This is a genomic window from Meiothermus sp. Pnk-1 (assembly GCF_003226535.1).
Classification (GTDB): Bacteria; Deinococcota; Deinococci; order Deinococcales; family Thermaceae; genus Allomeiothermus.
This window is the reverse complement of sequence record NZ_QKOB01000006.1, coordinates 1-11,953: the sequence shown is the minus strand read 5'-3', so window position 1 is coordinate 11,953 and position 11,953 is coordinate 1. Positions and strand designations below refer to the sequence as shown.

General features: G+C 64.9%; 12 protein-coding genes. 4 read left to right on the top strand and 8 right to left on the bottom strand.

Annotated features, from left to right (window positions below; all coding sequences use genetic code 11):
• Positions 1-9: 9 nt before the first annotated feature.
• From DNA98_RS09395 to trpB, 6 genes are all read right to left on the bottom strand, one after another.
• Positions 10-468 (bottom strand): chemotaxis protein CheW, encoded by a 459-nt coding sequence (locus tag DNA98_RS09395; RefSeq protein WP_110529568.1) that lies wholly within the window; start codon positions 466-468, stop codon positions 10-12.
• Positions 469-485: 17 nt separating this feature from the next.
• Positions 486-854: a PleD family two-component system response regulator gene (locus DNA98_RS09390; RefSeq protein ID WP_110529565.1), complete on the bottom strand. Its 369-nt coding sequence runs from the start codon at positions 852-854 to the stop codon at positions 486-488.
• 189 nt (positions 855-1,043) lie between these two features.
• Positions 1,044-1,901 (bottom strand): MBL fold metallo-hydrolase, encoded by an 858-nt coding sequence (locus tag DNA98_RS09385; RefSeq protein WP_110529562.1) that lies wholly within the window; start codon positions 1,899-1,901, stop codon positions 1,044-1,046.
• 10 nt (positions 1,902-1,911) lie between these two features.
• Positions 1,912-2,766: a site-specific DNA-methyltransferase gene (locus DNA98_RS09380; RefSeq protein WP_110529559.1), complete on the bottom strand. Its 855-nt coding sequence runs from the start codon at positions 2,764-2,766 to the stop codon at positions 1,912-1,914.
• Between the two features lie 435 nt (positions 2,767-3,201).
• Positions 3,202-3,981 carry a tryptophan synthase subunit alpha gene (gene trpA, locus DNA98_RS09375; RefSeq protein WP_110529555.1) on the bottom strand — a complete coding sequence of 260 codons (780 nt, stop codon included), beginning with the start codon at positions 3,979-3,981 and terminating at the stop codon, positions 3,202-3,204.
• Positions 3,978-5,210 carry a tryptophan synthase subunit beta gene (gene trpB, locus DNA98_RS09370; protein ID WP_110529552.1) on the bottom strand — a complete coding sequence of 411 codons (1,233 nt, stop codon included), beginning with the start codon at positions 5,208-5,210 and terminating at the stop codon, positions 3,978-3,980. The genes trpA and trpB overlap by 4 nt, the downstream gene beginning before the upstream one ends.
• Positions 5,211-5,440: 230 nt before the next feature.
• On the opposite strand from trpB, the gene DNA98_RS09365 reads away from it, so the two are divergent.
• The 4 genes from DNA98_RS09365 (at position 5,441) to DNA98_RS09350 (ending at position 9,792) form a co-directional block, all read left to right on the top strand.
• The gene (locus DNA98_RS09365) at positions 5,441-6,628 is read left to right on the top strand and encodes a glycosyltransferase (protein ID WP_110529549.1); all 1,188 of its coding nucleotides are present in this window, start codon (positions 5,441-5,443) and stop codon (positions 6,626-6,628) included.
• 93 nt (positions 6,629-6,721) lie between these two features.
• A complete protein-coding gene (locus tag DNA98_RS09360; protein ID WP_110529546.1) occupies positions 6,722-7,429 on the top strand; it encodes a glycosyltransferase family A protein in 708 nt (235 codons plus the stop codon).
• Positions 7,430-8,602 carry an MFS transporter gene (locus DNA98_RS09355; RefSeq protein ID WP_110529543.1) on the top strand — a complete coding sequence of 391 codons (1,173 nt, stop codon included), beginning with the start codon at positions 7,430-7,432 and terminating at the stop codon, positions 8,600-8,602.
• Positions 8,599-9,792, top strand: coding sequence for a polysaccharide deacetylase family protein (locus tag DNA98_RS09350; RefSeq protein ID WP_174720010.1), 1,194 nt, complete (start codon positions 8,599-8,601; stop codon positions 9,790-9,792). The genes DNA98_RS09355 and DNA98_RS09350 overlap by 4 nt, the downstream gene beginning before the upstream one ends.
• Here the strand turns inward: DNA98_RS09350 and mnmD are convergent.
• Both mnmD and DNA98_RS09340 read right to left on the bottom strand, forming a co-directional pair.
• On the bottom strand, positions 9,695-10,369 hold the full coding sequence (gene mnmD, locus DNA98_RS09345) for a tRNA (5-methylaminomethyl-2-thiouridine)(34)-methyltransferase MnmD (protein ID WP_165363967.1): 675 nt from the start codon (positions 10,367-10,369) through the stop codon (positions 9,695-9,697). The genes DNA98_RS09350 and mnmD overlap by 98 nt on opposite strands.
• A 4-nt stretch (positions 10,370-10,373) precedes the next feature.
• The gene (locus tag DNA98_RS09340; RefSeq protein WP_110529538.1) at positions 10,374-11,801 is read right to left on the bottom strand and encodes a pyridoxal-dependent decarboxylase; all 1,428 of its coding nucleotides are present in this window, start codon (positions 11,799-11,801) and stop codon (positions 10,374-10,376) included.
• Between the last annotated feature and the right edge of the window lie 152 nt (positions 11,802-11,953).

Here is an 11,953-nt window from a genome sequence, read left to right as displayed (position 1 = left end):
ACGTGGGCTTCAGGCGACAGCCCCTGCAGGCCCGCCCTCTACCCGCCGGGCCAGCGCCCCGAGCAGCTGTTGCGCCGAGAGCAGGGGAACCCGCTGCCCGCGCCAGATCAACTCGCCTTCAGCGTACGCCGCGGGGGCCTCTTCCTCCCCTTTGGTCGGCTCGAGGGGTAACGCCTCCAGCCCCAGCACCTCCGAAACCGCTAGGGCCACCTGCTGCTCGCCGTGGCGTACCACCACCGCCCGGCTCGAGCTGGCTGCACCGGCCAGGCCCAGCAACGCGGCAAGGCTGACCAGGGGAAGGATTTCCCCGCGCACCGAGAACAGCCCCAAGACCTCGGCTGGAGCTAGCGGAATGGAGGAAAGCAAGCCCACTTCCACCACCTCTCGCACGGAGCGGACATCCAATGCGAAGACGCGGTCGGCCAAGCGGAACAGACAGACCCTGAAGACTGTCGGCGAGTTGCTCATGGTCAGCCCAGCGCCCCTCACCTACGGGCCACTACTTTTTCCACCGCGGCTTTGAGGGCATCCGCGCTATAGGGCTTGACCAGATACTCCGCCGCTCCCTGGCGCTTTCCCCACTCGATGTCGGTGGGCTGTCCTTTGGAGCTGATGACGACCACCGGGATGTCTTTGGTCTCCTCGCTGCGGCGCAGGCTCCGCAGGATCTCGTACCCGCTACGCCCAGGCATCACGATATCGAGCAAGATCACGTCGGGCTTGCTAGAGACCACCTGTTGTTCGATCCCCTCACCATCCGGGCACAACATCACCCGATGCGAGGCGGCGGTGAGGATCGATTCGGCGTACTTGAGATCGGCCATGGAGTCGTCAACGATCATTACTTTTGCCATAGCTAGGTTCCTCCTATACGCGAGAACACCTTTCGAGTCACTGATCTTGCAACAAAAATGTAAACAATCTTTATAACCCTGGGCCGGCCCCTACCGGCACCACGCTCTGCTTGTAACACTAGCGGGGATAGGCCATTGTGACATTTGCACTCGAGCCCCCCTCTCTGGGGCGATGGGCGCCGGTTTTCCCTAGGCCGGGGAGGAGGGGGAAACGGGTACTGCCTGGTATCCCTTCTCCCCCACCCGCAAGCGACCGAGGGGATGCTGTGGGTCGTGGGGGGTGACCAACCAGCAACCCTCCTGGGCCCAAAGCGGATAATAGCGCTTGCGCGTCTCGAGGGTGATCAGCGGATGTAGGTCGTAGGCCATGATGTAAGGCAGCGGAGCGTGCCACAAGGTAGGCAACAGATCGGCGGTGTAGACCAGCCGCACCCCCTCGGACTCGAGCACCACCCCTTGCTGACCCAGGGTGTGACCGGGCAGGGGCAATACCCGAACCCCAGGGAGGATCTCGGCCTCGCCCTGCACGACTTCGAAACGGCCAGAGTCCACTAGGGGCTCGATGTTCTCCGCGAGGTAGCTGGCCCGGCTGCGCTCGTGGGGGTGCAGGGCGTCCTCCAGTTCTTGTTGCTGCACGATGTAGCGGGCTTTGGGGAAGGCAGGCACCAGCTTTCCTTCTAGCCAGCGGGTATTGAGCCCGGCGTGGTCAAAGTGGAGGTGGGTGTTCACCACCAGGTCAATGTCGCGGGGTTCGAGCCCAAGTCGGGAGAGCTGCTCCAAGACCGGGTGAACCTCCCCTATGCCGTAGATGCGGCGAAACTTCTCCCCGGGCTTGCGGTCGAGTCCGGTTTCCACCAGCACCCAGTGTCTCCCCGCTCGCACCAGCATGGGCCTAAGGCATAGGCGGATGCGGTTTTCCTCGTCGGGGGTGGTGAACCGCCCCCACAGGGCCTTGGGTACCACCCCGAACATGGCTCCACCGTCGAGCCAAAACTCCCCATCATGAAGCAGGTACACCTCGAGTTGTCCAACGCTTAGAGGGCACATCTCCGCCAATTTACCCCAAGAAGCATGGGGGCGGGGTAAATCCAATCAGCTCCGGCTCGGCAAAAGCCAACCGCTGGGCCATGATCTGCACCGCCTGGGGGTGGTGGTCTACCAGCACAAACCCACGCCCTAGCCGGGCTGCTGCTTCGCCGGTAGTGCCGGAACCAGCGAAAAAGTCCAGCACGATGTCACCGGGGTTGGAGTGCACCCGAATGATGCGCTCGAGCAACTTTAGGGGTTTTTGGGTGGGGTAGCCGGTCTTCTCCTTGGAGTTGGTAGGTACGATGGTCTGCCACCAAACGTCGGTGGGAACCTTGCCGCGCCGGGCCTTCTCCCGCCCGGCGAGGTTGGGGGCCATGTAGGGGACGCGGTCGATCTCGGCATAGTTGAAGGTGTAGCGCCGGGGATCCTTGGCGTACCAGAGGATGGTGTCGTGTTTGGCGGGCCAGCGGTTCTTGGGCCTACCCCCAAAGTCATAGGCCCAGATGATCTCGTTGATGAACGACTCGCGCCCGAAGATCTGATCCATCAGCACCTTGGCGTAGTGGACCTCGCGGTAGTCCAGGTGTAGGAAAAATGACCCGCTCCGGGCGAGCACCCGATACCCCTCTCGCAAGCGGGGCTCGAGGAAAGCCAAGAAATCCTGGTAGGAATCCGCATAAGCTGGGGAGGGAAGCGCTTCAACCCGGTAGCGGCGACCCCCAAACCCACCTCGAGTCCCGCAAACATCGGATTTAGCCCGGATCCGCCGCCGCGACTGAACCCGCCCGGTGTTGAAGGGCGGGTCGATGTAGATAAGGGGAAAAGCACCGTCTGGCAAGGTTTGGAGATAAGCGAGGTTCTCTGCCAGAATGATGCGTTTCACACCATGGATTCTACCCAGCGGAAGCCGGGCTCGAGCGTTATAGGGCTCATCCCCTTTCATACGGATTCTCTCACAGAGGGTTTTGGGGTAGCCCCACTCCTGCTAGCCAAACATAAGCTATCCAGGACTCGAGAAAGCCTGCTAGCGAACTCCCTTGCGGGTCTTGGCAAAACGCTACATCCAGGCCACAGCTCGATGCCTTCGCCGCAGTGGCCTGCTCGGCTTGCCCGCCGCTGTAGCCCTGGTCTACGAAGGGGTACGGTTTACCGGAGGGCCAGCCCGGTCTATCCAAACTCCCACCGGCGCAGAGGCCCCCGCCCTTGGCCACCCTCCGAGCCCTTCTGGTGTACCTGTCCCGCCAGAAGAGGGTCGAGGAGAAAAAGGCCGCCCCGCGCGCCTTCTCTTTCCATCCCTCTCCTGCCCTTGGAACGGCGGTCAAGTTCGGGACTTTTGCAAACCCTGCCGCACCTCCTCCAGCAGAGGCTCTATGGCCCTCCCCTCCTCGTGGGCGCGGATGAGGGCGCTGGCGATCACCGCTCCGTCGGCGGCCTCTGCGGCCTGAGCGGCGGTGGCGCGGCTCGAGATGCCGAAGCCGATGGCTACCGGCGCCCTGGTGTGGGCCTTGATGCGCCGGACCAATTCCGGGAGGCCCTCCGGCAGGCGGTCGCGGGCTCCGGTGACGCCGGTGACGGAGACGGTGTAGACGAAGCCGGTGCAGAAGAGGGCTACGATCTCTATGCGCTCGTCGGTGGAGGTGGGGGCCAGGAGGAAGGTGGTCTCGAGCCCCGCCACATGCGCTTTTTCGACCAAGGCGGGGTCTTCGTCTGGGGGAAGGTCGGGCAGGATCAGCCCGGTGGCCCCGGCCGCGCGAAAGGCTTCGAAAAAGCGCTCGGGCCCGGCGGCGATGACCGGGTTGAGGTAGGTCATCACGAACAGCGGCTTGTCGGTGAGGGCGCGTACCTGGCGCACGAACTCGAGCACCTCCTTCTGGCGGGTGCCCTGACGCAGGGCCCGCTCGGAGGCCCGCTGGATCACCGGACCGTCGCCCAGGGGGTCGGAGTAGGGCAAGCCGATCTCGAGCAGGTCAGCAAAGGGCAATACCCGCCGTACGAGCTCGAGGGCCCCCTGGGGGTCGGGATACCCGGCCATCACGTAGGGGATCAGCGCCGCCCGGCCCTCGGCGGCAGCGCGTTCGAAGGCTTCGCGGGTGGTCATCGGGCCACCTCCTGGGGTCCTCGGCGCTCCTCCAGCACCCGCATCACCTCCACCACGTCCTTGTCTCCGCGGCCCGAGAGGTTGATGACGATGAGCTGCTCGGGATCCATCTCGGGGGCCAGCTTGGCGGCGTAGGCGATGGCGTGGGCGCTCTCGAGGGCGGGCAGGATACCCTCCAGGCGGGCGAGGAGCTTGAAGCCCTCCAGGGCCTCGTCATCGGTGATGCCTACGTACTCGGCGAGGCCCTGCTCGGCAAAGTAGGAGTGCTCGGGACCCACCCCGGGGTAGTCCAGGCCCGCCGAGACCGAGTGGGCCGGTTGGATCTGGCCGTCCTCGTCGTAAAGCAGGTACATCATCGCCCCGTGCAGCACCCCCTTGCGGCCCGCGCCGATGGAGAGGGCGTGCATCCCAGAGGCCAGCCCGTGCCCGGCAGCCTCGACACCGATGAGCCGGGGGCGCTCTTCCTGGTAAGCGAAGGGCGCGAACACCCCGATGGCGTTGGAACCGCCGCCCACGCAGGCGATCACCGCGTCGGGGGTCGCACGGCCCTCTTTGGCCAGTAGCTGCTGCTTGATCTCCTCGCCCACGAGGCTCTGAAAGTCGCGGGCCATGGCCGGGTAGGGGTGCGGCCCCACCACCGAGCCGATGATGTAAAAAGAATCGCGCACGTTGGTTACCCAGTCGCGGATGGCCTCGTTGGTGGCGTCCTTGAGGGTCTTGGTGCCGCTCTCTACCGGGCGCACCTCGGCCCCGAGCAGCCGCATGCGGAAGACGTTCAAGGCCTGACGGCGCACGTCCTCGGCGCCCTGATAGACCACGCACTCCAGGCCCATCAAGGCGGCCACCGTTGCCACCGAGACCCCGTGCTGGCCCGCGCCGGTCTCGGCGATGACCCGCCGCTTGCCCATGCGCTTGCATAAGAGGGCCTGGCCCAGGGTGTTGTTGATTTTATGGGCTCCGGTGTGGTTGAGGTCCTCGCGCTTGAGATAGATTTTGGCTCCGCCCAGGTGGCGGGTCAGGTTTTCGGCGAAGTACAACGGCGTGGGACGGCCCACGTACTCTTTCAGGTAGTAGGCGTACTCCTCGAGGAAGCCGGGGTCGTGTTTGAAGTGAAGGTAGGCGGCGGTGAGCTCCTCGAGCGCCGGGATCAGCGTCTCGGGCACGTAGCGCCCGCCGAAGTCGCCGTAGCGGCCTCGGGAGTCGGGCAGGGGGTAGCTGGGTAGGTTCATGGCATTCCTCCGGGCAAAAGCAAAACCCCCGTCTGGGGTCGGGGGCTCGGCTTATAGGGGAAAAGGCTAGGTCAGGTCCGTGCTTCCCTATCGAACCGAGCAAACCAGCACCACCAACGCTGATGGTGCCATTTGTAGCTGCGGGGGGTGCGCGGGCGTTGCATCTGCTTACGATGCTAGCGCAGCCCAAGATAGGGGTCAACCGGGAGTGGCGTGTTAACATGGTTGCGGTGCGTTTGTATCGGGTAGGCCTCTTCACCGACATGTATCTGCCCGGCCCTAACGGGGTCGCCACCAGCGTCTACCTCCTCTTGCGCGAGCTTCGCCGCATGGGACACGAGGCCTGGGTGATCGCTCCCCAAGACCCCCAGGCCCCTGAACACGAAGAAGGCGTGGTGCGGGTCAGAAGCATACCCTATCCCTTCTTCGAGGGGACCCGGCTGGCCTTTCCCAGCCCGCGCAAGCTCCCCACCGACTTCGAGATCACCCACACCCATACCCCGCTGGGGATGGGCCTGTGGGGGATGCAAATCGCCCGGCGCCGCGAGTTGCCCCATGTCTCGACCTTTCACACCAACTACGAGAAGTATGCCCATTACATCCCTGGCCTCTCGGTGCTAGACAAATACACCGGGATCATGCGGCGGTTGGGGCGGGCGTTTTACAACCGAGCCGAGGTAGTGATCGCCCCTACCCATCCGGTCAAGCTCCTGGCCGAGGACTACGGCATCGAGCGACCCATCCGGGTCATCCCCACCGGGATCGACACCGAAATCCTGACAGCTGCCCCCGAGCCCTCCTCGCCCTGGCCTACCGGAAAGCGCAGGCTGCTTACGGTGGGAAGGCTGGGCAAGGAGAAAAGCTTCGAGGTGGTGCTCGAGGCCTTCGCCCAGATCCGCCAAGGCTGTGACGCCCACCTCACCCACGTAGGGGAGGGACCCGAAAAGGAGCCTTTACAAAAGTTGGCCCGCGAGCTGGGAATCCTCGAGCACATCACCTGGGTGGGAGCCGTGCCTTACCGCGAGGTGGGGGGGTACTTCCGGCTGGCCGAGTTGTTTTTGTTCGCCAGCGAGACCGAAACCCAGGGGCTGGTACTCTGGGAAGCCCAAGCAGTAGGGGTACCGGTGGTGGCGGTGGGGGCAGGAGGCACCCTGGAGGGGGTGGAGGAGGGCAAGAGTGGGTACTTGGTCGCTCCCCGGGACTCACAAGGGATGGCCGCGCGAGCGCTCGAGCTATTGCGCGACGAGGATAAGCGGCGCAAATTCTCCCAGGCTGCCCGCCACTTCGCCGACCGGCGCAGCGCCCGCCGCATCGCCGAGGAGATCGTAGCCTGCTATGACGAGGCCAGCGAGATCCTGCGGGCCGAACCCCAGCGGCTCATCTTTCCCTTTCCGCGCCTTCCCCGCACCGAGACTTAACCCCAGCCGCTGAAAGAAGGGTACCCCGATGAGTGTCATAATGTTTAGCGTCTGTACTTACTGCCCAACGAGGTCCACGGAGGGCCTGCCCCTATGGTAACGGTCAGCGTGGTGGTTCCGGCGAGGAACGAGGAGGACTATATCGGTCCTTGCTTGGAGTCCATCCTCGCCCAGAAGACCAAGCCCCACGAAATCATCGTGGTCAACAACGGCAGCAAGGATCGTACCGCCGAGATTGCCCGTAGCTACCCGGGGGTCAAGGTGATCGATCAGCCCATCCCAGGTCTTCATATCGCTCGGCAAACCGGACTCCTGGCCGCCACCGGGGAGGTGGTCGCCAACACCGATGCCGATTGCATCGTGCAGCCTGCTTGGATCGCCACCATCGCCCGGGCTTTCCGCGACCCCGAGGTGGTCGAGGTCTACGGAACGCTTGAGTTTTACGATGCCCCTTGGCTGGACCGGATGTTCTCTCGCTATGGCTACCCTTTGCTTATCGCCCTTACCGACAAGCTGGGTCAGCCCAATACGGCGGGGGGCAATCACGCCGTGCGGCGTAGCGTGGCGATCGAGGTAGGAGGGTACGACGTTCCCTATGGCGAAGACCTGCACTTGATGCTCAAGCTCAAGCAGCGGGGAAAGATCGTCTACCTGCCCACCGCACGGGTACTCACCTCGGGAAGGCGGCTCAAGGCAGGGCGCTGGAAGTTCTTCGGCACCCACTTCAGCAACATCATGCGGCGCATGCTAGGGCTTCCCGAAAACTATGGCAAGGACTACTACGCCGACCGGGAGCGTTAGATGCGGCTCAGAATCGCGCGCCTCTTGCCCTGGAAAACCGCCGGGCTGTTGCCGCTGTTTAGTTTTGTGCTGCTCCTGGGGCTCATCGAGGCGGTGCGGAGCGGCTTCTTTGCGGTTTATCTGCCTAACTTCTCCAAGAGCAGTCTGGGCTTCAGCCCGGCCGTATGGGGTGCCTCCTGGACAGCGCATTTTCTGGCTGAAAGCCTCTTCAAAGGACCGGGTGGCTACCTGGTGCAGCGCCTGGGGCTGGGGGTGGCCACGCTCATGGCTGGGGCCGCCGGGCTTTTGGCCTTGCTTTTGTTGCCGCACATCAGCGCCCCTTGGATGCTGTGGGGGCTGACTTTGCTGTGGGGGCTTTCCCTCTCCGCGGTCTCTCCCGGCCTGATGACCCTCTCCAGCCGCCTGGCCCGACCGGGCCGCGAGGGGCGGGCGCTGGCGTACACCACCACCCTGATCCTGCCTTGGGCAGGGGTTGGGTTTTTGCTGATGGCCTTTCTGGTACCGCGGGATATCGGTAGCGCCTATACCGCCCTTTGGGTCGGCCAGAGCCTAGTGGTCTTGCTGAGCCTACCGCTGCTAGGTTTTCGCGAGAAGATCGCCCTGCCAAAGCAGGAGTATTACCCCTGGCGGCAGCTCGTGCTCTTTATCCCGGCGGCCTTCGGCCAAACCTTCGCTCCCGCCATCGTCAGCCAACTGATCCAGAAGTTCGCCACCAGCGAACTCAAGCTGGGGTTCCTCGAGCTTGGCGCGGTGATCCTGCTGGGAGGAGCGGTGGCTTTCTCCTCTATGGGCTGGCTGGGCCGCATACCCGATCGCCGGGGGCCGAAGGCTCCGCTCATCGTCGGGCTTTGCCTCATGAGCGCCACCATGGTGCTGATCGCGCAAAAACTCGCTTTTTTCCAGCTCCTCGCCGTCGCGGTTTTGGGGGGGATGGGTTTCGCCCTGTTCGTGCCGAGTTGGAACGCCCTGGTAGTCCGGGTGCTGCCGCAAAACAACCGCGCCGCAATCTGGGGAACCCTGATGATGATCGAGGCTTGGGGAACCGCTGCGGGCCCCTCCGTGGGAGGGATCCTTTGGAGCACGCTGGGGGTGACCGCTCCTTTTTACGCTAGCGCGGCGGCTTTTCTCGCCGTAGCCGTGTTTTATATCTTTGCTATCCGGAGGAAAGTTTGATCATCGCTGAAGCGCTTGTTCTGATCGCTCTGGTCTACGGAATCTGCGATCTCCTCTTCCGCTGGATGGGAATCGGGGCGTATGCCTGGGGGCTGCGCTCGAGCCCCAAAATCGCCCTCACCTTCGACGATGGGCCCAGCGAGCACACCCCTCGCCTGCTCGAGCTGCTGCGCCGCTACGGAGTCAAGGCCACCTTCTTCGTCACCGGCACCCAGGCGGAGAAGCACCCTGAGCTGCTGGAAGCCCTGCGGGCCGACGGCCATCAGGTGGAATCGCACGGCTACTGGCACCGCCAGGCTTTCCTGATGTGGCCTTGGCAGGAAGCCGAGCATATCCGGCGGGTAGAAGGAAAGCTCTACCGCCCTCCCTTCGGGGCCCACTCTCCCTTCACCCGGCTCTTGGCTCGGCTCCTGGGGAAAAAGGTGGCCTTGTGGGACCTGGAGTCCAAGGATTGGACGGACAGGCCCGCCGAGGAGCTGGCCGAATACCTGATCCTGTGGTGCAAGCCGGGTTCGATCCTGCTGCTTCACGACCGCTATCCCGTCACGGCGAACATCCTCGAGCTCACCCTGCCCCGGCTGCTCGAGCTGGGCTACCAACCGGTGCGCATGGACGAGATGGAGCTAAAGCCCCTGGGTGTGCGCCAGGGCCTACAGCGGGCTTTTCAGGGCTACCACGAGCGCTACTTCAAGAAAAACCAGGTCGAGCGGCTGGGCCTGGAGGCTTTCGACCTCCTCTCTGTAGGGCCGACCCGCTTCCCCGGCCCCCCTGTCCCCGAAGCCCAGCCCGGCGTGAAAGCCTACGAGGTCCACCTCGACTCGGTGAGGAGTTCGGCCCTTCCTTCCATGACCCTCCTGCGGCAAACCCGTCACGGCTTCCAGCTTCTGGCGCAGAAGCTGGAGAACGAGCCCGACATCCGGCTGATCTACGGCATCAGCTACGCTGCTGTGGCCCTGAAGGTCTTCGGCTTCAAGCTCTACCCGGTTCCCCTGAGCCAGTTGCTCATCACGGGGATCGCCAACATCTGGTTCATGTGGATTTACCGGGGCGAGCTTCCCAGGCGCGGGCTCCCCCTGGTGCAGCTAGCCTGCATCACCCGCGAGGAGCTCCTCCAGCGCTACGGCAAGCCCTCAGCCAGGCCCTCTTCCCCATCCCCGGGACCCGCTCAACCGCAAAGCCCGCCTGGGTGAGATTCCGGCGAACCGAACCCGCGACCGAGTAGGTCGCCAGCCAAGCCCCCGGCCGGGCAGCCCGGTGCAGCTTGCGCATGACCTCGAGGCTCCAGGGCTCGGGGTTGACCGCGGGGCTGAAGGGGTCGAGGTAGATCGCCGTGGCCCAATCTCGCGGGAGCCGGGCTTTTACCACGTCCTCGAAGCGGATTTCCAAGCTGCCCCATTCGCCCAGTAGCCGCAGGGGCTCAGCGGGCCAGCGCTTTAGCACCTCCTCCCAAACCTCCCGCGCCGCCTCGCCGAGGGGCACCTCCACCGACCCCAGCAGGGATCGCTCCAGCGGCGCGAACTCGTAGCCCAGGTACTCCAGCCGCACCCCCCGGCTCAGGGCGCTCTCCAGCGTGACCCGGAAGTTGACCCCCAGGCCAAAGCCGACCTCGAGCACCCTGGGCCTGGGCTCGAGGTGGGTGTGGGTGAGCTCGAGGTAGAGCTTTCTGGCCTGCATCAGCGCCCCATGCACCGAGCTATAGGCTTCCTTGAACACGGGGTGCACCACGGTGGGCGATCCGTCGGCGGTTTCCAGGCGCTCGAAGGGCATGGGTTCAGGAGCGTTCAAGCCGCACCTTCTCGGCTTCCTGTCGCATCAGGGCCCAAAGCGCCTCGACGTGGCGGCGTTCGGTGAGCTCGGCTCCGATGGAGACACGCACCATCCAGCGGCCCTTGAGGATGGCGGGCGTCAGGTAGGCCCTGCCGGAGCGGTTGACCCGGCCCACCCAGTCCAGGGTGTGACGGTCGAGTTCTTCCGGGCCAAGGCCCTCGGGCTCGTAGCGGACGCAGACGGTCTGCAAGGGCACCGGTGCGAGCAGCTTCCAGCCGGGGGCCTGGCGCACCTGGGCCTCGAGCCAGCGGGCGTTCTCGAGGTCGCGCCGCAGCCGCGCCTGCAAGCCCTCGACCCCCTCGGCCAGCAGGGCGAACCACAGCTTGAGCGCCCGGAAGCGCCGCCCCAGCGGGATGCCCCAGTCGCGGTAGTTCTTAGCCCTCCCGTCGGCGGCGGTCTGCAAATAGGAGGGGTTGGTAGACATCACCCGCACCAGGTGCTCGGGGTCGCGCACGTAGTACAGCGAGCAGTCGAACGCCGCGCCCAGCCACTTGTGGGGGTTGAGCACGATGGAGTCGGCGTGCTCGATGCCTTCCCACATCCAGCGGCACTCCGGCAGGATCATGGCCGAGCCTGCCATGGCCGCATCCACGTGCAGCCACAGCCCGTATTTCCGGGCCAGAAGGGCGATGGGGCGCACCGGGTCGATGGCGGTGCTGGTGGTGGTGCCCACCGCCGCCACGACCACGCAGGGCCGGCGGCCTTCGGCCAGGTCGCGCTCGATGGCCGCCTCGAGCAGATCCAAGCGCATGGCGTGGGCCTCGTCGGTCTCGATGAGCCGCAGGTTGTCGCGCCCGAACCCGGCCAAGAGCACCGCCTTGGGCACCGAGGAGTGGGCCTGGTCGGAAACGTAGGCCACCAGCGGCTTCTCCTCGGCCTGAAGCCCACCCCTGGCCTGCGAGTGCGCGGTGGAGCGCTCCCGCGCGGTGAGCATCGCCACCAGCGTTCCCGTGGAGGCGGTGTCCTGGATCACGCCCTCGAACCCGGGGGGCAGGCCCAGCATCTGCCGCAGCCAGTCGGTCATGACCTCCTCGAGCTCGGTGAGGGCCGGGGCGGCCTGCCAGGAAAGCCCGATCTGCCCCAGCCCGGTTGCCACCATGTCGGCCAGGATCGAGTGCAGCGGCGCGTTAGAGGGGAAGTAGCCGAAGAAGTTGGGGCTCTGCCAGCCCATCAGGCCGGGGACGAGCTTTTCCAGCTCCTGGGTGATGCCCTCCAATCCCACCGCCTGCCGGGGCGGGGCGTCGGGAAGCTGCGAGCGCAGAAACCCCGGCTCGACCTGAGGCATCACCGGCAATTCTCGGGCCCGCTGCCGGTATTCGGCGATCCAGTCGATGAGCCGGTAGCCGATGCGTTTGAACTCTTCGGGGGTCATGGGGATATGCTAATCCGCAAAACGCCGTACGCCAAACGCAAGACGCGGAGTACCCCCTCCCCTAGCGGGGGAGGGCTGGGGTGGGGTTGGTATGTTGGTATACGTCCTACGTCGTACGCAATACGCAAAACGCCAGACGCTAAACGCGGGGG